The following is a 22095-nucleotide window of genomic DNA, read 5'->3' as shown; positions in this document are numbered from 1 at the left end:
GGGGCAGATCGGCGTTATGGCACGAAATCGTAAGAAACTCGGTGAGATCCTGGTGGCCGATGGCGTGGTCAGCCAGGAAGACATGGACAAAGCCCTTGGCATCGCCAAGGGCTCACGCCGCCGCATCGGCCAAGCGCTCGTCGAGGCGGGCTTTGCCACCGACGAGCAGGTCGCCAAGGCCCTGGCCGACCAGTACGGCGTGCCGTATGTCAACCCCAACGAGGCGGAAACCAAGAGCACCGTCCAACTCGAGCTGATCCCCAAGGAGATCGTCCGCAAGCACATGGTGCTGCCGGTCTCAAAGGACGGCGGCCGCCTCAAGCTGATCGTTTCGGATCCCATGGATCTGGAACTCCAGGACATGCTGCGGTTCCGGTTGAACCTCGAGATCGACCCGCTGCTGGCCTCCAAGACCGCCATCCGAACCTTCCTCGACGGTGGGGCAGAAAACGGGCAGGCCGCCCCCGCGGCCCCCGCGCAAGAGGGCAAGCCCGGAGAGAAGGGGCTGGTTACCGCCTCGATCGACCGCTCGGTCGATCGCTCGGTCGATAAGTCCATCGATGTTGCGTCCGAGGACGCGCCGATCGTCAAGCTGGTCAACCGCATCCTGAGCGAGGCCGTCCGGATGCGGGCCAGTGATGTCCATATCGAGCCAATGAACGACCGGGTGCGGCTGCGGTACCGGATCGACGGCGTGTGCATCGAGCGCGACAACCTGCCCAAGCGCATGCAGAACTCCTTGCTCAGCCGCGTGAAGCTGAGCGCGGGCATGAACATCGCCGAGAAGCGCGTCCCTCAGGATGGCCGCATCAAACTGCCCGTCGACGAGACCGACATCGATTTTCGTGTGTCGGCCTGCCCAACGTACCACGGAGAGAGCGTCGTGCTGCGTATCCTGCGGCCAGACGCGGTGCGCATCGGCCTGGTGAACCTGGGCTTCGAGCAGGACAACCTGGACGTCTTCAATAAGATTATTCGCCGGCCCAACGGCATCTTCCTGGTGACCGGGCCCACCGGTTCGGGCAAGACGACCACGCTGTACTCGGCGCTCGACGTGCTCAACCGCCCCGATCGCAAGATCATCACGGCGGAAGACCCAGTGGAGTACAACTTCGAGGGCATCAACCAGTGCCAGGTGCGCGAGTCGATTGGGCTGTCGTTCCCGGCGATCCTTCGGAGCATGCTGCGTCAAGCGCCCAACATCATCCTTGTGGGTGAGATTCGCGATAAGGAAGTGGGCGAGATCGCCATCCAGGCCGCCCTGACGGGCCACCTGGTGTTTAGCACGTTGCACACCAACGACGCCCCGAGCGCGATCACGCGCCTTATCGACATGGGCATCAAGCCCTTCCTCGTGGCCAGCTCGATCCAGGCGGTCATGGCCCAGCGCCTCATCCGCATGCTGCACCAGCCCAGCAAGGTACTCGATGACGAGCCCGATCCGAAGTTCCTGCATCTGTGCGGCATCAAGCCGGGTGAGTGGGAAGGCAAGGTCTATAAGCCAGGCAGTGCGCCCGACGTGCCCACCGGCTACAAGGGCCGCAAGGCCATCTTCGAGATGATGATCATGAACAGCGATATCCGCGAGATGGCTTTCCGAAAAGCGCCCGTGGCCGAGCTGCGTGTCGCGGCCCTGAAGAGTGGCATGAAGACCCTGACCGAGGATGGCAAACGCAAGATCCTGAAGGGGCTGACGACCCCCGCCGAGGTCGCCCGCGTGACCCAGACCGCAGACTGAACCCATCGCGAGTCGGACCGGTATGGACGGCTCGCCTGTTTCGAGGAGTGCATCGATGGCGTCATACGACGAAGACTCAGGTTCGGCCCCGACGGGTGGGGCCACCGTCCAGATCGACCGTTTGCTCGACACCGTGGTCCGCACGGGCGCGAGCGACCTGCATCTGACCGTGGGCCGCAAGCCCACCGTCCGCTTGCACGGTGGCCTCAAGAATCTCGAGACCAAGGTGCTCGACTCGGACGACATGGTCTCGCTCATGAAGTCGATTACGCCCGAACGGAACCAGCAAGAAATCAACGAGATGGGCGGTACCGACTTCGGCTTCGGCTACGGCGATGCGGCCCGCTTTCGTGTGTCGATCTTCAAGCAGCGCGGCGATCTCGCTTTGGTGCTCCGCCTCATCCCGAACGAGCTGCTGACATTCGAGCAGATCGGCCTGCCCGAGGCGGTCCGCGACCTCAGCCGCCGCCCCCGTGGCCTGTTCCTGGTGACCGGGCCCACCGGCTCGGGCAAGACCACCAGCCTCGCGACGGTGCTGGACTACATCAACACCTACTACGACCGCCACATCGTGACGATGGAAGACCCCATCGAGTACTTCCACTACCACAAGAAGAGCGTGGTCAACCAGCGTGAGGTGGGCAACGACGTGCCCAGCTTCGCCGAGGCCCTCCGCCGCGTGCTCCGCTCCGACCCGGACGTGATCCTGGTGGGCGAGATGCGTGACCTTGAGACCATCGAGGCGGCCATCCGGGCCGCCGAAACCGGTCACTTGGTGTTCGGCACCTTGCACACCACCGGTGCCGCCAAGACGATCGACCGCGTGGTCGACGCCTTCCCCGTCAGCCAGCAAAACCAGATCCGCGTGCAGCTCTCGACTGCCCTCATCGCGGTGCTCAGCCAGGCCCTGCTGAAGAGGGTCGATAAGCCGGGCCGGATCGCGGCCTACGAGTTCCTGCTGGTGACTCCCGCGATCGCCAACCTGATCCGCGAGGGCAAGACCTTCCGCATCGATTCCTCGATCCAGACCGGTGCCAAGTTCGGCATGCAGCTCCTCGATGACCACCTGTGGAGCCTGTACACCAAGGGCATCATCAGCGCCGAGGAGATGGTTGATAAGGGCAAGGATCCTGGTGCGCTTCGTGATCGAGTCCATCAGGCCGGCAAGACGATCGGTCGTCCCGAGCTCGATGAGGATGACGTGGATTGATTGCTCTTGCCAATCGATAGTAAGTAATTGTTTGGATATTGGCCCTTTCAAGCGATTGAAATGGCCAATTATCTATCTGTCTAATATTGTTTTGTCCCGAGAATCAGTAAACTTCCTGGCATCATCTTGGCGTGATGGGCGAAGATATAGGTATGCCCGTTCGTGAGGGTTGTCGGGGCTCCCAAGGACACATTGGCATGGCCACAACGAATCCAGAAGAGCTGAAGGGTCGCAAGATCGGCCGCGTGCTCACGAAGATGGGCAAGGTGTCCCGCGAACAGGTCCACGAGGCTCTGACGATCCAGCGGACCCGCAAGAAGAAGATTGGCGAAGTCCTGGTCGAGCTCGAGTACTGCACCGAGGCCGACGTGCAAGCCGCTCTGGCCGGGCAGGCCGGCATGGCCTTTGTCGATCTGGAGGGCAAGGAAATCTCGGACGCGGCGATCGAGGCCGTCCCGGCCGAGAGCGCCCGGGCGTACGGGATTGTACCGATTGAATTCAACCAGACCGCGAAGCGGCTGACCATCGCGATGAAGAGCGCGAACAACTTCCGCGCGGTCGATGACCTGCGGTTGCTGCTGGGGTTGACGGTCGAGGCGGTGGTGACCGACCCCGACCAGATCGATGCCCGGCTGGCCAAGCACTACGCCAAGAGCGAGTCGGTGGTCGACGTGGTCAGCAATCTGGCCAAGGACAGCAAGTTCGACGCCCTGGCCGGTCACAGCTCGGACTCGATCGACCTGGACGCGATCGCCTCGGCGGCGAGCGACAACCAGGTGGTCAAGCTGCTCAACCTGGTGCTGCTGCAGGCCATCAAGGACAAGGCCAGCGACGTCCACTTCGAGCCGTTTGAGCACGAGTTCAAGATGCGATACCGCATCGATGGCGTGCTGTACGAGATGGTGCCGCCACCCAAGCACCTCGGGCCGGCTATTACCAGCCGCATCAAGGTCATGGCCAACCTGGACATTGCCGAGCGTCGTCTTCCTCAGGACGGTCGCATCGAGCTCCAGGTCGGCGGCAAGCCCGTCGACCTGCGTATCGCCGTGCTGCCGACCATGCACGGCGAGAGCGTGGTGATGCGTATTCTCGACCGCTCGAATGTTGAGTTGAACCTCGAACGCATCGGCTTCCGCGAGGATGACTTAGTCCGGTTCCGCGCTCTCATCGAGAAGCCCAACGGCATTGTAATGGTGACCGGGCCCACCGGCTCGGGTAAGACCACCACGCTGTACGCGGCTCTGGCCGAGCTGAACCGCATCGAAACCAAGATCCTCACGAGCGAGGATCCCGTGGAATACGATATCGACGGGCTCTGCCAGGTGCAGGTGAACGACGACGTGGGCCTGACCTTTGCCAAGGCGCTGCGCAGCTTCCTGCGTCAGGATCCTGACGTGATCCTGGTGGGCGAGATCCGCGACCTCGAGACCGCGCAGATCGCGGTGCAGGCGTCGCTGACGGGCCACTTGGTGCTGAGCACGCTGCACACCAACGACGCTCCGAGCTCGATCGTGCGCCTGGTCGACCTCGGGCTCGAGCCCTTCCTGCTGACGGCAACCATCGAGGGCATCGTGGCCCAGCGCCTGGTGCGCAAGATCGCGCCGTCGGCCCGCGAGGCGTACGAGCCCGGCGAGGAAGAGCTTATGGAACTCGGGCTCAGGACTTCGGATGTTGCGGGCAAGACGTTCTACCGCCCGCGCAGCGATGCCGAGTACGGCGGATACAAGGGCCGAATGGCGCTGTTCGAGATCATGACGATGGACGACACGATCCGCGACATGGTCATGCGGGAAGAGAGCCTGAGCCTGGTCCGCGAGCATGCTCGCAGCCGGGGGATGCGTTCGCTCCGTGAGAGCGGGCTGCTGGCGATCTACGAGGGCCAGACCTCCATCGACGAGGTGGTCCGTGAGACACTGGTGGAAGAGTAAGTCGAGGGGCGCGAGCCGGTTTGTAGCACGAATTTGCCGCGGCATGATTGATCGCGGAGCAGGAGTCCGAAGGCATGGCCACGTTTACGTATGAGGCTCGCGACGCCCAGGGAAAGATGCGCAAGGGCACCCTTGAGGCCTCGACCGACGAGGAAGCGATCGGTCGGCTGAAGAGCCAGAGCTTGTACCCCACCGCGGTGCGCGAGCAGAAGGTCAAGAAGACCGATGCGGCGGAGGGGCCGGCGGTCAAGAAGAAGCGCGGTGGCGGGATCGTGCTTTTCGGCAAGGTCAAGAAGAAGCAACTCACGCAGTTCACGCGTCAGTTGTCGACCCTGCAGGACGCCGGCCTCCCGCTGCTTCGGAGCCTCCAGATTCTGGAAGGCCAGGCCAAGCCCGGCCCGCTCAAGAACGTGCTCATCGACCTGACCGATGAGGTGCAGGGCGGCTCGAGCCTGTCCGAGGCGATGGCCCAGCATCCCAAGGCGTTCGATCGACTGTTCGTCAAGATGATCGCCGCCGGCGAGGTCGGCGGCGTGCTGGACATCATCCTCCAGCGTCTTGCCGAGTTCATGGAGAAGGGCCAGCGGCTCAAGCGGCAGATCCGCGGTGCGTTGGTCTATCCGCTGGTGGTCGTGTTCGTGGCCATCGTCATCCTCGTGATGATCATGGTGGTCATCATCCCGCAGTTCCAGAAGATCTTCGAGGACTTCGGCGTCGAGCTGCCCTGGCTGACCATCTGGCTGACCGACACGAGCATGTGGATGGCCGGCCGCAACCCGGGCCAGGTCGTTCCGGGTGCCGTGATCTTCGTCGGCACGGTTATCGCGATTCCCTTCGTCTGGAAGCTGGTCCGCCTGGCTAAGCCGGGCCGGGCGCTGACCGACCGGATGGTGCTGTGGACGCCGGTGATCGGCAACGTGAGCCGCAAGTCGACGGTGGCCAAGTTCACGCGTACATTGGGCACGCTGATCTCCGCCGGTGTGCCGATCCTCGAGGCCATCCGCATCACGGCCGACACGTCGGGCAACGCCGTCTTCGAGAAGGCGCTGCTGCGGGTGCACGACGCGGTGCGCGAGGGCGAGAGCTTCGCCGTGCCGCTGCGAGAGAGCAAGACGTGCGAGCCCATCGTGGTGAACATGGTGGACGTGGGCGAAGAGACCGGTGAATTGGATGTGATGCTGATGAAGGTCGCCGACAACTACGACGAGGAGGTCGATGTTGCGGTGAAGGCGGCCCTGTCCCTGCTCGAGCCGATCATGGTCGTGGTCATCGGCGGGATGGTGGGCGTCATCGTGATCGCGATGTTCCTGCCGATGGTGGCGATGATCGAATCGCTCAACGGCGGGGGCTTGTAGGGTCTGTTCGGGGCTACGTGCCGGCGCGGGGCGGCTTGGGGAGGGCGCCTTCGCGTCGGCACGCCCCGGCGGTTTTGGGGGAGTGGGGCTCCATCGGGCCGAACCGATTGGGTCCATTCGATAGCTCGGCCGCGTTCGATCGCGGCCAGGGGAAGGAAACGAGCCAGCCATGGCATCACAGACCCGGACAGCTCAGGCGTCTTCGCGATCGGGCTTTACGATCATCGAGCTTGCCGTCTCGATCCTGGTGATCGCGATCCTCATCGGCCTGCTGCTGGTGGGGCTCAACAAGATGTCACGCACGGCCCAGAGCGGGGCCGAGCGGGCCAACGTCATCGCGATGCGCATCGCCGTCGAGTCGTTCAAGAACGACTTCGGGTTCGCGCCACCGCTGGTCAACGACGGCTTGACGTACCCCTCGGGCACGCCGACGACCGTGCCCATCGGTGCGAGCAGCGTGAACGTGTACCGCACCGATGTTCCGTCCGACGTTGAATTCTTGCAGGGCCGTGTCTCGGGCATGGAGGACATGCGCTTCAGCGTGTACAGCCTGCCGTATTACCTGATTGGCGTGCTCGACGCCGACATCGATGGCAAGGATGGGTCGGGCTTCCGCGAGCCGTCTCGGGACGGCACGTTCCGGCAGGCCGGCGGGAAGCTGATGGATCCCTTGTTCGACGCCGCCGGCGATTCCGATCGCCTGGTCGAGGTTGATCGGACCGAGGGACGCTACGAGCTGCGAGATCGCAACGGTGTGGCGTACCGGTATTACCGCTGGTTGCCGATCGACTCGGCGAGCGCGTCGGATGTGACCGACCTCCGCCGGGTGCCGAATCTGCTGGGCGATCCTGCCGAGAACATCGCGCTGCGTGATGCCGAGTACGCCATCGTGGCGGCCGGCCCCAACCGGGTGTTTGGCCAGCTCACGACCGAAGAACGCAGCACGCTCGAAGCCGAACTCGGCCGCGGCAAGACCGATGCGCAGCTCGAATCCGAGGGGCGCGCGGACAACATCATGGAGGTGGGGCGATGAGGGCGCGTACGAGAGGCACAAGGCCCCGCTGCGGCGCGGGCTTCACGCTGGTCGAGCTGATCCTGGTGATCGTGATCATCCTGATCCTGGCGGCGATCGCGATCCCCGCGTACGCGTCGCTGACCTACAGCAGCAACCAGAGCGGGTCGAGCAACGCCGTGCAGGCGGCGCTCCAGAGCGCCCGTGATGCCGCGGTGCGGGCTGGTTCGGGGCGTGATGCCGCGGTGGTGTTCCTGCTCGGCGACGACGGGCGCGTGCGCATCATCGTCGCCCAGGTCGCGGGGACCATCGTCGATCGTGTCGCCGGCAATGACGTCCAGCGCGACATCCTGGTGCCGGCGCCGGGCGTCGAGGTGTTCGTGTTGCCCCGCAACTGGGTTGTGCGTGGGTACGCCCGTTCCACGGCGTTGTCGTCTCCGGGCGGCGCACTGCCGGACAACATCGGTTGGTACGAGGATACGTACAGTACCACCGATCGCAATCTTGGCCAGTGGGTCTTCCCAGAGACGGCGTTTTACGACGATTCATCCGGCGACAACGGTGACAAGCGGCAGTCGTTCATGGTCCGCTTCGAGGGCGGGACGGGGCGGTACCTGAGTTCGGCGACGAGCAAGGCGTTGTATCTCGATCCTGCGCCCGCGCTTGGATTCCGCGAGACGGGCGGCGTCTGGAACACATATCGAGTGGATCGCGAGGAAGACCTCGGCCGTTTCGTGCGTCGTGTGTTGTCGCTGCCCAACTCGACCTTGTCGCTGGCCGACAAACGCCAGTTGCTGGGTGACGAAGCGACCGACACCGTGCTCGTCGGGCCGGTGGCCCAGCTGGCGGTGTACAACGAGAAGCGGCTGGCCAACGCCATCGGTGCCGATGGCCTGAACCGTGCGACCGACACGCTCTACAAGCCGGTGGCCGGCTCGGTGACCGGGCCCGAGTATGACAACGGGATCTTTGGATCGCTTACCGATGCGGAGATCAATCTCCGTATTGGCCTGTGGATGCGCGCGAGCAACCTGCAGGCGGGCGCGTTGCCGGCCCAGGAGACGTCCGACGCGCGGATCTTCCTGGTCTCGCGCTATCTCGGCCAGCCGGTCGAGGCACCACGCCTGGCGGAGGGGAGCTGAGGATGGGGCGCACGACCGCAAACTTGTATCAACGACGAAGCCGGTACCAGCGCCGACGCGTACGGGCGCTCGCGGCCTTCACGCTGATCGAGGTGCTGATGTCGATCTTCGTGCTGGCCCTGGGCCTGCTCGGGCTCGGCGCGATCATCCCGGGCATCATCCGCGAGCAGCGGGTGGCCTCGGATCGCACGCTGGGCATCGTGGTGGCCAACGACGCGCAGGCGTACATCAGCTCGAGGGCCGACCTCGGGCGGCTGGGTCTTCCGGCGTCGGGTGCTGGCGGCACGGGGCTCGGCACGACCGCCGGTCGCAGCTACGGCCTTGGAGTTTGGCTGCGTGACGACCAGTGGTCGCGCACGTACACGTGGGACACGAACTCGATCGATGCCAACGACTACGACGACACCGGCAATGTGATCATCGGTAGCCGGGTGGGTGGCGTCGATCCGGCGATCATCCCGCTGAGCGATCGGCTGTATCCCTCGCCCGCGTCGGACCTTGACGAGCCGCAGTTCGTGTGGGATTTTGTCGCCCGCCGCCTGCCGCCGACCGAGTCGGGCGGGTACGCGTTGCTGGCCGATTCCGATCTGGGCTTGCTCCCGGGCACGCCCGAGCAGTGGCGCACGGGCATCGAGATCGCCGTGTTCGTGCGGCGTGTTGATACCGGTATTCGCGTGCCGTTCGGAGACACGGGCTACGGCGTCATGCTGCGGGGTTCCAACCCGATCCTGCCGGTTGGTATCGACTCGAGTGGCCTGCCCACCGGTGCCGGTGCCGATACGAGCGGGAGCCAGACCTACGCGCCACCCCTCACGCTGGGGGCCGAGTACGACGGGATGCGCAACACCGTGCTGCGGCTCGAGGCCGATCCAACGCTGAGCGGTGCCGAGCCGGGCAGTTCGGTGGCGCTCGGGAACCGGCTGATCCTGGCCGGCCAGGTCGGGCAGCAACTGGTGGACAATCTGGGCAACGTGTACACCGTCGAGGAGACGCTCGACTCGGGATCGAGTTTCACCGAGGTGCGTGTCCGCCCCGCGATCTCGAATTGGGTGCCGAGGACGTCTGGCAGCGTGTCGAGTTGGGATGACGAGGACGGCTGGACGCAGATCCGCCAGGTCGTGTTCGTGCCCCAGCCGCCGGCGACCACCGTCGTGTTCCGACTTGGCGTCGAGCCCAACGCCGTCAAATCGCCCTCGGGCTCGGGCGCGGGGAGGCAGCCGCTGTGAAGAAGCTCATGCACACCAAACTTGACTGTCGTGGCCGCCGCGCTCGCGCGCTGGCCCAAGCCAGCGGCCGGGCTATCGGCCGGGCGGGGGGCTTCACGCTCATCGAGATGCTCGTGGCGGTGGGGGCCGTGGCGTTCGTGGCCGTGGGCATCGCCAGCATCTTCGCCTCAGTCGGCGATACCGTGTCGCGCGGCCGCAGCGTGAGCGCGATCACGCAGTACGCGGCGGTGCTCGAACGCCAGATGCGAGCGGACTTCGGCGCGATGACCCGCGACGGGTACCTCATCATCCGCCACGAGGAGGCCGACGCGGGCAACGACGTTCCGTTGTATCCCGATCAGCCCATCGGCGACTGGCGGCCGCGCCGCGTCGACGAGTTGATGTTCTTTGTTGATACACCCTCCGCGTCGGCCCGCGAGCCGCTCGCGCCGGGGTACAACGCCGAGGGCGCCAGCGCCCGCATTTACTACGGCATCGGCCAGCGGATGCAGCCGAATGGCCTGAATTCCGCATATGCCCAGCCCGATGTCACGACGCCGAACCGCCCGCCGGTGACGGCCGAGGGCCACTTCCTAGGTGCGAGCACAACGGGGAATCCGAACCGTTTTGCCAATTCGTGGACGCTGCTCCGGCACGCCACGACGCTGGTGAGCATCGGCGGCGGGCGGGCCGACACGCCGGCCTCGCTCCCAGCACCCTACCCGTCCGTCTCGCCTGATAACCGGTTGCAGGTTGGCCTCCAGCCCGCCGCAGAGAGCATCTTCCGATCGGTCAACGCGCTGAGCTATACGGGCTGCCCGTTGGTGTTCCCGGTTGCCTCGACGATCCGGAACATCGCGGGCATCACCGCGCCCAATACCAGCCCGATCTTCGAATCGGGCCTGGTCGACGTGGCGACAACCAATCTCGAAGAGATCCGCGGCATTGTGCAATCGTCGGCTGGTCTGGCGGTTGGTGGGCCGCCTACATCGCCACAGTACTCCTATTTTTCGCCACTCCAATTGGTCAATTGCGCGGACTATGTCGGCCCGAGCTTTGTTGTTGGTCCGGTTGGCGTCCAGCAGTCGTGGATGCTCGATGGGATGCCGGCGCCCAGCCATCCCGTGCGACTCGATTACAACACCAACCTGCTCGACCCGGGCGTTGAACCCTCGTACCGGTCCGTGAATCTGGCCGATGCCGACATCGCCCGTATGCGATACGAGCCGGCGCCCCCAGACCTGCACACGCCGCTGGCCGATTCGGTGACGAACCCGACCCGCGGCGCGATCCGGCTGGCCGACCAGTCCGCGCTCGCGTCTTCGGCCTTCATCCCGCGCGTGTCGGAGTTCATCGTCGAGTGGAGCTTCGGCAAGCTCGACGACGAGGGCCTCATGATCTGGCACGGTGCCGAGCGTGAGATAGATGATGTCGACGGCATTCCGGGCACGTTCGACCCGGCGATCGACGTTCGGGTCATGCCATACCCGCAGTACTACAAGGACGTGCGCGGCACGGCCGCGGATCTTGCGGGCTCGTTCTTCGTGCCCTACCGCCTGCGGCAGCCAGCGCAAGCGGGTGCGATGGGCGTGGGTGCCACGGCGCGTGAGTTCACTGATATTCCCCGACTCGGCACGCAATTCGCATCGTCGTTGGGTGGTGACTTTGCGGATGTTGGGGACGAGTTTGCGAGCTTCCCGGTGCTGCCCGAGGTCGTCCACGGCGTGCGAGTCTCGGGGCTCGGTGGCAGCGGTTCGTTGCCGACGGTGTCGTACTTCGGGTACACGCTGCCGTTCTTCGATCCGGAGAATCCCGATGGCAGCACGGTCACGCCTGGCATCGTCGAGCCTGACGCTGCGGCCGAAGAGACTCTTGAATGGCCCTGGCCCGAGCTGGTGCGCGTCACGGTGACGCTCGCCGATCCGGGCGACGAGACCATCGAACGAACGTTCCAGTACGTCTTCCCCACGCCGGGCAACTCGGCGCGATAGCTGGACTTGGACGCCGCCGCGAGGTGGCTTGCGCGAAGTAGCGCGGTAGATTCGGGGAGGGAATGGACATGCGAAGCATGAAGATGAACATGGGTACGGCCAAGGCGCTCCGAGTGGCTAGCGGCAATCTTGCGGCCCGGCGCGGCTCCACGCTGATCCTGGTGGTCGCGACGCTGGCGCTGCTGGCGGTGCTGACTGTTGCCTATGTGAGCATCGGCGGCGGTGATCGCCGGTCGGCCCGCACCACCGTGCGCGCCGCCGAGGTCGAGCGCCAGGCCCAGCACATCGGCGACTACCTGATCGGCATCGTGGGAGACGACGCCCTCTCGGTGTACTTCGAGGGCTACGACCCCAGCGGCGAGCCCATCTTCAAGACCGAGGCGGTCGACCTGCCCCGCACCGACTTCAATCGCACCTTCGATGGCTCGCCGGTCACCGGCACGCCCGAGCCGCAGTTGAGCTTTTATGGGCGCGCGTTTACCCCGATCGGATCGCTCCCGCCGTTGCAGATCACCGACAACCCTACGGCTGCGGCATCTACCATTTTCAGTGACCTCAGGCCGTTCGGCCCGAGCGATCCGTTCCTGGCCGCGAGCGAGCCGGTGTACATCCGTCAGAGCGGCGACCCATTCAACTCGCCGGCATACGCCGATCGGGTGGATTGGCCGAAGATCTCGAACGTCGGGCCGAACGGTCTGTACGTGAACCTGTTCAACCTGCGCGGCAATTTCGATGCCGAGCCCGGTATTGGTGTGGATGCTTCGGGCGATGATCGGACGAGCGAAAACCTGTTCTTGACCCAACACGACGGCAGTCCAACGACGAATCTGGTGTATGGTGGTTCGGCGGATCCGCAGATTCCCGCCCACTTCGACAGCCGGCTCGTTGGGTCGTTCCGTCCGGTGGATTTCGATAACGGCTTCACCGTCGACGACGAGGAGTACATGCCCTACATGTGGGCCGACGCCGACGGTGATGGCTTCTTCGATTCGCGTTGGCAGGAACTCGTTGATGTCGTTGTCCCGGGCTCGCCCGGCACCTTCCTGCCGCGCAATGTCATCCCGAGCGAGGGGCAACTCCGCTGGTTCGTGGCGACCCGCATTGTCGACCTTTCGAGCAAGGTGAACGTCAACACTGCACGTAGTATCTTGCAGCCCTTGGCCGTCGGTGGTGGCTACGACGGTGCCCCAACCAATGGGTTCCGCCTGGGCGCTTCGCCGGCCGACATCGACCTGCGCCGCCTGCTCACGCTTGAGAACTCGTGGGCGATGTTCGACGAATTCTACGACGCGGCCCCACAGCCCACCGGTGGTGCCCAGGACTACAGCGACTACGACAATTACGACGACGCCCGCGACATCGCCAACCAGGGCTACTGGGCCATGAGCCGCGTGCTGTCGGGCGAGCAGCCGCCCGCCGGCCCATTGACGCCCGGCGTCGATCCGCAGATGGCCGACGAACGGCGCGACGAGTACTCGCTCCTTCGGCGGAGTGTCGATACGCCCCTGCGTACCGATATCGACGGCGTCTATCGCCAGTACGCGTTCGGGCTCGAGGATCTCTCGGACCTGTTGGCCTTCAACGGCTTGAACAACCCCCAGAGCCTGTCGAGCCTCGAACGCGCGGTTGGTGGGCGGCTCACGACGCTGCCGTTTGAGTTCTTCAGCCCCTTGCGTGAGAATCGCTCATTGCAATGGGAGCGTGACCTGACGGATCCGGATGCGGCGCTGGCCCTTCGGCACATCGGCGTGCGGCAGCACCTGACCACCCTCAGCGGCGGCATCCCGCGCGTGCCCTCGCTCGTGCGATACCCGTCGGCCTCGCCCAGCGCGCTCGACGTGTACACCAGCAGTTCGTCGCTGCCCGAGAGCACGGTGGCCCTCGACCCCGGAGATGAGAACCCCACCGTGCTCCAGGACGGCTACCGGCTGCTCAACTTGGCCTCGCCGTCCGACCTGCCGGAATCGAACCCCACGCTCGAAGTGGAAGAGCGGCTCAAGCGCAACGCCCACCCGATGTTCCGCACCTATGGCAACGCCCTGATGCCCTCGGCGGGCGAGGCGGGCGCGTGGACGCCTTCGGGATCCGATCAATGGCAGTCGACGTTCTACGGGTTCGATCGCCTTTTTGCGCTCCGTACCGCGGCGCACACGACGGCCAACATGATCGACATGTTCGATGGTGACGACATCCCCAGCGCCTTCACGGTGTTGGTCGATAGCGCGAACCGCAGCGCGATGTCTGGGTTTGCCGAGTTCCCGTGGTGGAACCAACCGGAGCCAATGTCTTCGAACCCCGGCGTGAGCGGCCGCCTTGATATGGGCGACGAGCGTCTGCCCTCGGGCGCCGATGCCGGCGGCGTGATCGCGATGAACGTGTACGGGCTCGAGGTCCACCCGTTCATCACCCAGGTGTCGCTGTACAACATCTTCACGGATTCGCCCGAGGATGCGCCTTCGCAGGGTGATGCCGAGTACGACCCGCCCACCGGGGGGGGCGGTGGGCCGATCTTTGGTCCCGGGGGCGGCAGCAGCAACCCGGTCACGATCGACTTCGAGATCAACACGTCGCCTAGCGACAACAACAGTGATTTCGTTGGCCAGGTGTTTGCTGTACAGCTTACCAACCCCTACACCACCGACATCGAGGTGCGCAACAACCAGTACTTCGTGCGCTTTGGTGAGCTTGGTGGGCCGGTTGCCAGCCCGGCTCTGTCCGATGGGCTCGAGATCCCAGCCGGCACGAGAATCCCCCGCGGCGAGAGTATCGTGTTGTACTACGACACCATTGATCTCGCGCAGCGTGCCAGTGATGCGGCCGCAAGCTTCTTCTCGGTTTCTTCGGGCCAAGTCGAGACCTGGATCAACCTGCACATGATGGGGGCTCCCAACGATCCGGCGGTCCGCTTTGATCCACCGAATGTGAACGTCCAAGATTTCTTGGCCGGTCCTCCCGGTGGCGTAGCGGGCGATTCCGATGCCAACCGTGAGGTGACCCTGTGGACGCGCCTCAACCGTGATGCTGCTGGCGGTGCCGACACGACCACCGACGTGCTGCTCGATCGCTTGTTCGATCCGGCGGATCTGAACGACCGGCCAACACTCGATCGACGCCCCCCCGCGACGAACACCGACATTGCCGGGACCGCTGCCGGCCCCGAGGACATGACGGCCGCTGACGCGCTGGATAACACGGGCTACTCGATCGTGACCTGGGGCACCATCGCGCGACCGACCGGAACCGCCATGGCTCCGTTCGGAGCGCTTCCCGCGTATGTGCTCGAGAAGCCCTTCACCGAGAACGGCCAATCGTTTAATATGGCCAAGACCGACGATCTCATGCTACCGGCACCGCTCACGCCCGGCTTCTCGATCAACCGCGGCCAATTCGTCGGGGGCGGCAAGCTCGACTCGGCTGAGCGGGCCCTGGTCGACATCTTTTCGAACGGCGGTGGCTCGACCGGCGGCATGACGGCCCAGATTCCGACCGAGATCACCTTGCCGGCCACCGATCCGACGACGATGGATCATCGCTTCACGATCACCCCCGGCGAGCAATCATCAGGTCTCGGGTTCGATGACCTCTATATGAACCCTCTTCGTAACGACAATCGCGGCTTGCTCAACCTGACCAGCAGCACCGGCGTCCGGATGCTGCGCCCTGGTGATTTCCTGGGTGTGCCCGCGGTTGGGCCAGTGCAGATGCCGGGCAACAGTTCGGCTACTGCGACCGATCTCGACTGGTTCACGACCGGTGAGTTGCTCACGCTGGCCCTGGGCTACGACCTGGCCCCGCCCAGCAACTCGCCCGATGCGTATCCGAGCCTTCCCGAAAATACATTTGACCTGCTCGACCGAGGCCACCTCTCGCTCGACCTGCCCGCGCCCTACGTCGATCGAGACACGACCGGCGACTTCACCACGGGCGACGAGCGCCGCGGCCTGGGCGTGCCCCACGCGATGGCCGTGATGTCCAGCATCACCACCATCGATGCGCCGGTGAACACGCGCACGCCCATCGCGGGCCTGGTCAACCTCAACACCGCCACCGAGGCGACCACCAGCGTGCTGCCCGGCCTCACGCCGACGTATGAGTCCACGATCGATCCGGCCCTGAGCTGGATCAACGACGATCCCAACGTGCTGCACGACCATCGCTCCGACGTGGCCGCGGGCATCCGCGCGTACCGCGACAAGTCTGGCGCGCTGACGCGCGATGGCACGTCGGTAGACTTCTTGGATCCCGGTGCCTGGGGCGACATGGATCCGCAGGACCTGTTTGGCCGCCAGACCATCACCGGCCTCGACGGGATCCGGGAGCACTCGGGCCTGCTTTCGGTCGGCGAGATGCTGGCCGCCGACACCCTGCCGACCGGCGGGCCGGTCCTCGGCCCGTCGACGTACGCGCGGCCGCACATGATCCGGCGCCTGGGCCAGGACGGCGAGTCTCTTGCGGTTGACGGTGTGGACGCCGTGAGATACTCGGCCAGCGGCCTGGTCGACCAGGCTGCCGGTACTCGCGATGACGGCATCGCCGACGACTACGACGAGCAACTCGCACTGTTCAACGGCGTGGCCAACACCGTGACCGTCCGTAGCGATGTGTACGCCATCTGGTTCGTCATGCACGGCTACGCCCCCGAGGACGTGGAGGGCCTTCGACCCGAAGATCCGATGGTGCCCTCCATTGCGCGGCGGTACCTGATCGTGGTCGATCGATCGAATGTCCGCCGGGCTGGCGACAAGCCCCGCGTGCTGCTGTTCGACGAGCTGCCGCTGTAGGCGGTGAAGACATTCTCCCGTGGGGGTACGGACCCGGGAGGGGAGACGCGGCCGGGTGGAGCAGAGGGAGCCCACCCGGCCGTCCTCGTTTGGTGTGCGGGGCGGTCCCTGGGGCGGCCTCAGGCTACAGTTGCGGGTCCAGGGTGTAGCTCAGCTTGGTAGAGCACCTGCTTTGGGAGCAGGATGTCGCAGGTTCAAATCCTGTCACCCTGATTCACAGAATCACTCTGGCTGGGAGGTCTGTGCGTCTCAAGCGAAGAAACCTACCCTGGGCAGTTAGCTAGACTCTGAGCCGCTGATCGAGGATGGGCCACGGTCGGCATCGATCCGACCCAGAATCGTACGAGGTGACGCTTATCACTTCCGAGAGCCTGCTCAAGCTTGCGGCCGTTGCCATGTACTGCTCGGTGTTGCTCGTCATCGGGTGGCTCGCATCGAAGAAGATGCGCGACATCCGCGACTACTTCGCCGGCGGCAAGCGTCTCGGGTTCATCAATGTTGCGTTCAGCGCCCGGGCCACCGGCGAGAGCGCGTGGCTGCTGTTGGGGCTCACGGGAACGGGCTTCGCCCTTGGTGCCCAAGGATTCTGGGTCGTGCTCGGGGAGTTGCTCGGCGTCGGCGGGGCATGGCTGCTGATGGCCCGCCGCTTCAAGCGCCTCACCGATAAGTACGACTCGATCACGGTGCCCGATTACCTCGAATCGCGTTTCCGCGATCGCGGCCACTGGCTCCGGCTGATTGCGGCGGGTGCGCTGATCACGTTCGTGCCGATCTACGCCGCGTCGCAGGTGTTCGCCACGGGTAAGGCGTTCAACGCGTTCCTTGGGATGGACCACTTCCTGGGCGCGACCATCGGATTTCTCGTGGTTCTGTTTTACATCACGAAGGGTGGGTTCATCGCGGTCGTGTGGTCCGATGTCTTCCAGGGCATGCTCATGCTCATCGGGCTAGTGCTCCTTCCCATCGTGGGGCTGCTCGAGATCGGCGGCATTACCAACCTCATCGACACCCTCCGCGACGTCAGCCCGGGCCACCTCTCGCCGACGGGTGGTGCCGGCTGGACGCCCATGATGGTCACGACAATCCTGGGCTTCGCCGCGATCGGCATCGGCTTCCTCGGTTCGCCCCAGGTCTTCGTTCGCTTCATCTCGCTCCGCAGTGAGAAGGAGATCGGCAAGGGCGCGGGCGTCGCGCTGCTCTGGACGCTCTTAGCCGATAGCGGCGCGGTCCTGACCGGCATCGTCGGCCGGGCGCTCTACGACAGCAGCGCCCTTGGCGGAGACTCAGACAGCATCCTTCCCTTCATGAGCCAGCAACTGCTGCCCGCGTTCCTCAGCGGGGTCTTTATCGCGATGGTCCTCAGCGCCATCATGAGCACGATCGATTCGCTCCTGGTCGTTGCCTCGAGCGCCGCCGTTCGCGACTACTGGCAACGCACCAGACACCCTGACATGGCCGACTCGACGCTGGTCAAGCTCAGCCAGCGGCTGACGCTCGGGCTCGCGCTCATCAGCTTCGCGATCGGCCTGGGCATCCTCGCCTACGACAAAGAGAACGGCGTCTTCTGGATCATCATCTTTGGCTGGAGCGGCATCGCGGCAACGTTCTGTCCGGTCATCATCCTCAGCCTCTTCTGGAGCGGGCTGACGGCCCTGGCCGCCCGCTGCGCCATGGTCGCGGGCTTCCTCGCTGTTCCGCTCCTGAAGTTCGCGGCGCCGCCGTTGCTCGGCCTGCTCGGCTGGGAACAGGGCCCGGCCTACCTCACCGCGCTCGACGTCCTACTTCCGGCGTTCCTGATCTCGGGAGCGGTCGCGGTGCTCGTGAGCGCTCTGGACAAGGACGGCCGCAAGAGGCTCGATGGCGTCGAGGAGGACCTCGCCGAAGCCGGCCATCGCGGGTAGCCACCGTTCTCGCGTCGGGCGTGAATCCACCAATGGACGAGCATCGTGTATCAAGTGGTTGCGAGTCAATCGCTTAGCGGGCCCGCGAGCCAGAAAGCGGAGGGGGGGAATTCGAGACGAGGGGATCTCTGGATCGGTCTTGAGACTCTGCAATCGCGGTATGTGTTGTCGCTGCAAGCACTTGTGCATTTCGGATCGTTGCCGTTTTTTGCCGATTCTTGCCGGTCTTGAGGCGCGCATTTGGAACTCACCCTGGAACTCATGGCGAGGCGCAATTGCCCGCCACGCGACAAGATCTATCAGACCCTGGGATGCCCGGCCTTCTACTCAGACTTCAAGTTGCGGCCGGATTCATGCTCGATCTCCTTCCCAAGGAGTGGTCCAGAAAGCTGGTACGAGCCCACCTTCGGACCACCGCGCCGTCGTTGTGAGCTTCGAGTACGGCCCCAGTGTGTTCCAGCGATCGGCTCGCTGACGGGGGCGAAGCCTCAATCTGTCGGATCGGTGCGCCTCGGGAACACGCCACCCGGGCACTTGCTCAGCAAGATTCCAGCGATGTCCTGGCCTTCGCGGCTCGGCTTGGGGTGCCACGTCGGGTCTGCGACCCTTCGGACGAGGGTGTTCGCTGAGACGTACTTGCGGTCGGCCGCCTCTGGTGGGCCTGCTCGTCCCTCGGCAATCGCCGCGTCCGCACGCTCGAACACCTGCTTTGCCTCGTCGGTGTACCGCTGCAGGTATGCGATCTGCGGGGTGCCATCATTGCACGAGTCGCAGCACGTATAGAGTACAGCTTGCACGCCATCGGAAGCATCGCTGTCGCCGCTATCGATGCCCTCGATCGGCGGGTACTGCTGAGATCGAGACACGAACAGCTCTTGGGCGCTCTCGTCGTAAAAGTACGACAGGCTCCCGAGTGGCTCGTTCCCCCCGATCAGCGTGAAGTACGCGACCGCGCCAACGCCGGCGAGTACCAGACCCCCGAGCCCCGCGCGACGTGCATGACGAGGGCCCCGCTCACCGCGTCGAGCCGCCGGAGCTTCCCGAAACTCGTCCTCCGAGACGAGCGGTTCGTGCTCGAAGCGAGAATCAGCGGACGCCATGGCTCTTGTGTCCATCAACCCACACACTCCACATACACTCGTCGTTGTTACAGGCGATCTCACGCGGGTCCAGAAGGCGACCACTGCCATCGGCGAGGAAGTAATTGCCCTTGTTGTTGAATCGAAGTGACCCCGTATCGGAGCCGAAGTCCACGAACTGCTGGTACCGGCTGAATCCGGGCTTGCGAACGGGATCCTCGTACTTGTAGATCCACCAAGTGTCTTCGGGCCAGCGGGGGTGGTCCGTTCCGCCGCTGCCGAAGAGGATGAGCTCGCTTGGATCCTCGACCTCGCTGAGCTGCGTCAGGCCCTCGCTGTAGCCACGCTCCGTGGGGCGTCCGAACGGGCCCTTGCCCTCGAAGTAGAGGCGGCCGTGCAGGTCGCGTTCCTGGTCCCAGTAATGCACGAGGTTGGCGCCAATGCCACTCCGGTTGTAGTCAATCTCAGTGACCGGCGTTCCGACGGCATCGGGGTTCTCCGAGATCGTGGCGCCAGCCGCGGCGGCCAACTCCACGTCGTATTGGCTGACGCCATCGGAATAGATCTCGGTACGCTCTGCCGGCGAGTCGAATGCCTCCCGCGCTTCGCCGACGTACTCCCAGAGGATCTCGCGCCAAGTCACCTCAATGATCGCGAAGCCTCCACGCCGGCCGGCAGGAACACGTACCTGATCCTGGATCGGGTTGAACCACTCCTGGTAGTCATTCGTGTAGACCTGAGAGGCGACGCCGATCTGCCGCATGTTGCTCAATTCGGTTACCTGCCACGCGGCCTCTCGGGCCTTCCCGAGCGACGGCAGCAAGACGCCGATCAGCAACGCGATGATGGCGATGACGACAAGCAATTCGATGAGCGTAAAACCATCACGATCCCGGCGAGTCAGACCTGCGTGGATCATCTTGTGCGACCTCCTCAGCGTGGAAGTGATGTCAGCCCTACCGGGCGAACAGTAATTGCAAGGGAGGGACCGGTCGCCCGCAACACCATCGTTTCACGGCAATTTGTGTGATTCTGAATGCTTTCATAAACTCTGCCAAATATACCTAAAGGCACTTCCCAGCTTTGCAGCAAGGTTGCTCGCGGCGTTCGTGGGTTCCAACAGCGAGCGCTACAGCAGGCAGAGGCCTAGTGTCGCGTGATGGCCCAAGCATCCCTCCAACGAGTGTCTGAGAGGCAACTCGCGGATTTTGCGGAACTTGCGACAGCCAGGGCAACGTGGGCGCGCGGCGATCTGGATCTGGCGCTTTCCCAGTTCGAGGCAGCCGTGCGGAAGCGTCCCGGCAATGTCAAGGGACTGCTCGAGGCCGCCAGGGCATTCGGCGGACGGCACGAGATCGCGCATGCGGAACGCTACCTAGACAAGGCGCGTTCCCTGGCAGGCACCGATCCGCGCGTCGCTCCGCTGATCGCACAGACGTACGCGCGCTGCTTCCGCCCACAGCGGGCGCTCGAGGAGCTCGAACGGTTGGGCACGCTGCCTCCTTCGGTACAGGGCGAAGTGGCCGTGCTCTACGAGCAAGTCGGCAAGCTCGAGCAGGCCTTGGACGCGATCGACGCGTGCATACGACTAGCCCCGGTAGCAGCCGAGCCGAGGCTCGTGCGGGGGCGGATCTTGCGGCGGATGGGGCGGCTCGACGAGGCGACGGTAACGCTTGAACCGCTCGCCGTCGACCCGGCGCCGCCGCTCGTCCAGGCGGAAGCCGCAACCGAACTGTGCTACGTCCACGATGCGCGGCGTGAGTTCGATCGCGCGGTTGATGCGATCGAGCACGCCCATGGCGTTATCGGTCGCCTCCGGAGCACGCAACCTATGCTCCAGAGGGCTCGTGCGAACAACGCTGCCCTCGCGGACCTCGCCTCCGCGTTCGCCGAAGCCGGCCCACCAACGTGGCTGGATGCGAAGCCTGAGTTGGACGCCCGAGTGGCGGGCATTGCTCACCTGATCGGCTTTCCGCGGTCGGGCACCACGCTGCTGGAGCAATGCCTCGACGCGCACCCGTCGATCGTGGCGTCTCCCGAACGCGTCATCTTCAGCCGCGACATCTTCCCGAGGATGTGTAAGCAAGGTGGGGGAGCGCTGACGCTCGAGACACTGGACGCCATCCCAGACGATGTCATTGGGAGCGAGCGACGCCGGTACCTCGACTTCATGGAGGCCGCGCTCGGCGAGCCGCTGGATCAGCGGCTCCACATCGACAAGAACCCGAACCACACCACGCTCCTCCCGGGCCTGCTGCGGCTGTTTCCCGAGTCGAAGTTTATCGTGGCTGTGCGGGATCCTCGCGACGTCATCGCGAGTTGCGTCCTGCGGAGCTTCCGTCTCACCGAATTCAGTTCAATGCTCTTGTCGTGGGATACCGCGTGCGAGTTGTACGCCGTCGAGATGGGCGCATGGTTGCGATATCGCGAGGCCTTGGATGCCGAGCGATGGATCGAGGTGCGCTACGAAGACGCGGTTACGGATCTGGCTGTCGAGGCGCGCCACGTTATACAGATGCTCGGGGTTGCATGGGACAACCAAGTACTCGCGTACAGGGAACGCACCCGGCACAAACTGGTAAATTCGCCGACACAGACCGAGGTTCGTGAACCCATCTACACCAGCGCCATTGGTCGCTGGAAGAACTACAGAAAGCACCTGGAGCCACACGTTCACGTCTTGCAGCCATTCATCGATGCCTTCGGCTACGAATAGAGCGTGGCCGCCCGAACGGACGGCCACGCCGCGTCGT

The 22095-nt window shown here is 64.6% G+C and carries 13 protein-coding genes and 1 tRNA gene; 12 read left to right on the top strand and 2 right to left on the bottom strand.

All coding sequences use genetic code 11. The annotated features are described in order from the left end of the window. Positions 1 to 16: 16 nt before the first annotated feature. The 11 genes from tadA (NCW75_07250) to NCW75_07200 all read left to right on the top strand — a co-directional run bounded on the left by tadA (NCW75_07250) (position 17) and on the right by NCW75_07200 (position 18263). Entirely contained in the window at positions 17 to 1738 is a 1722-nt protein-coding gene (tadA, locus tag NCW75_07250) for a Flp pilus assembly complex ATPase component TadA (GenBank protein ID UYV14079.1), read from the top strand. A gap of 55 nt (positions 1739 to 1793) precedes the next feature. Beyond that, entirely contained in the window at positions 1794 to 2948 is a 1155-nt protein-coding gene (locus NCW75_07245; protein UYV14078.1) for a type IV pilus twitching motility protein PilT, read from the top strand. A 197-nt stretch (positions 2949 to 3145) separates the two neighbouring features. Next, entirely contained in the window at positions 3146 to 4876 is a 1731-nt protein-coding gene (gene tadA / locus NCW75_07240) for a Flp pilus assembly complex ATPase component TadA (protein ID UYV14077.1), read from the top strand. Positions 4877 to 4950: 74 nt separating this feature from the next. Continuing rightward, on the top strand, positions 4951 to 6231 hold the full coding sequence (locus tag NCW75_07235; protein UYV14076.1) for a type II secretion system F family protein: 1281 nt from the start codon (positions 4951 to 4953) through the stop codon (positions 6229 to 6231). A gap of 169 nt (positions 6232 to 6400) precedes the next feature. Further along, positions 6401 to 7264: a prepilin-type N-terminal cleavage/methylation domain-containing protein gene (locus NCW75_07230; protein ID UYV14075.1), complete on the top strand. Its 864-nt coding sequence runs from the start codon at positions 6401 to 6403 to the stop codon at positions 7262 to 7264. Beyond that, complete coding sequence (locus NCW75_07225; GenBank protein UYV14074.1) at positions 7261 to 8385, top strand: prepilin-type N-terminal cleavage/methylation domain-containing protein; 1125 nt, start codon at positions 7261 to 7263, stop codon at positions 8383 to 8385. Before NCW75_07230 ends, NCW75_07225 begins: the two co-directional genes overlap by 4 nt. Positions 8386 to 8408: 23 nt before the next feature. After that, complete coding sequence (locus NCW75_07220) at positions 8409 to 9611, top strand: hypothetical protein (GenBank protein UYV14073.1); 1203 nt, start codon at positions 8409 to 8411, stop codon at positions 9609 to 9611. An 8-nt stretch (positions 9612 to 9619) separates the two neighbouring features. Continuing rightward, on the top strand, positions 9620 to 11581 hold the full coding sequence (locus tag NCW75_07215; GenBank protein UYV14072.1) for a hypothetical protein: 1962 nt from the start codon (positions 9620 to 9622) through the stop codon (positions 11579 to 11581). A 68-nt stretch (positions 11582 to 11649) separates the two neighbouring features. Next, entirely contained in the window at positions 11650 to 16362 is a 4713-nt protein-coding gene (locus tag NCW75_07210) for a hypothetical protein (GenBank protein UYV14071.1), read from the top strand. A 139-nt stretch (positions 16363 to 16501) separates the two neighbouring features. Continuing rightward, positions 16502 to 16575: transfer RNA gene (locus NCW75_07205), tRNA-Pro, on the top strand. A gap of 134 nt (positions 16576 to 16709) precedes the next feature. Continuing rightward, the gene (locus tag NCW75_07200) at positions 16710 to 18263 is read left to right on the top strand and encodes a sodium/proline symporter (GenBank protein UYV14070.1); all 1554 of its coding nucleotides are present in this window, start codon (positions 16710 to 16712) and stop codon (positions 18261 to 18263) included. 488 nt (positions 18264 to 18751) lie between these two features. Here the strand turns inward: NCW75_07200 and NCW75_07195 are convergent, their stop codons facing one another. Then, positions 18752 to 19363 (bottom strand): hypothetical protein, encoded by a 612-nt coding sequence (locus NCW75_07195; protein ID UYV14069.1) that lies wholly within the window; start codon positions 19361 to 19363, stop codon positions 18752 to 18754. Continuing rightward, positions 19350 to 20261, bottom strand: a complete 912-nt coding sequence (locus tag NCW75_07190; GenBank protein UYV14068.1) for a type II secretion system GspH family protein — start codon at positions 20259 to 20261, stop codon at positions 19350 to 19352. Before NCW75_07190 ends, NCW75_07195 begins: the two co-directional genes overlap by 14 nt. Before the next feature lie 366 nt (positions 20262 to 20627). Here NCW75_07190 and NCW75_07185 point away from each other — a divergent pair, with 366 nt between their 5' ends. Then, positions 20628 to 22058, top strand: coding sequence for a sulfotransferase (locus NCW75_07185; protein ID UYV14067.1), 1431 nt, complete (start codon positions 20628 to 20630; stop codon positions 22056 to 22058). Positions 22059 to 22095 lie beyond the last annotated feature (37 nt).

It is taken from the genome of Phycisphaera sp. (assembly GCA_025916675.1).
In the GTDB taxonomy this organism is placed as follows: Bacteria; Planctomycetota; Phycisphaerae; order Phycisphaerales; family UBA1924; genus JAHCJI01.
Note: the sequence above shows the minus strand (reverse complement) of the source record. Positions and strands in the feature narration are given on the sequence as shown.

Bases quoted from the DNA above. Each gene is read 5' to 3' on its own strand.
- NCW75_07230 (UYV14075.1), top strand. From the start codon at position 6,401: ATGGCATCACAGACCCGGACAGCTCAGGCGTCTTCGCGATCGGGCTTT.
- NCW75_07195 (UYV14069.1), bottom strand. From the start codon at position 19,363: ATGGCGTCCGCTGATTCTCGCTTCGAGCACGAACCGCTCGTCTCGGAG.
- NCW75_07245 (UYV14078.1), top strand. From the start codon at position 1,794: ATGGCGTCATACGACGAAGACTCAGGTTCGGCCCCGACGGGTGGGGCC.
- NCW75_07210 (UYV14071.1), top strand. From the start codon at position 11,650: ATGCGAAGCATGAAGATGAACATGGGTACGGCCAAGGCGCTCCGAGTG.
- NCW75_07235 (UYV14076.1), top strand. From the start codon at position 4,951: ATGGCCACGTTTACGTATGAGGCTCGCGACGCCCAGGGAAAGATGCGC.
- NCW75_07190 (UYV14068.1), bottom strand. From the start codon at position 20,261: ATGATCCACGCAGGTCTGACTCGCCGGGATCGTGATGGTTTTACGCTC.
- tadA (UYV14077.1), top strand. From the start codon at position 3,146: ATGGCCACAACGAATCCAGAAGAGCTGAAGGGTCGCAAGATCGGCCGC.
- NCW75_07215 (UYV14072.1), top strand. From the start codon at position 9,620: ATGCACACCAAACTTGACTGTCGTGGCCGCCGCGCTCGCGCGCTGGCC.
- tadA (UYV14079.1), top strand. From the start codon at position 17: ATGGCACGAAATCGTAAGAAACTCGGTGAGATCCTGGTGGCCGATGGC.
- NCW75_07225 (UYV14074.1), top strand. From the start codon at position 7,261: ATGAGGGCGCGTACGAGAGGCACAAGGCCCCGCTGCGGCGCGGGCTTC.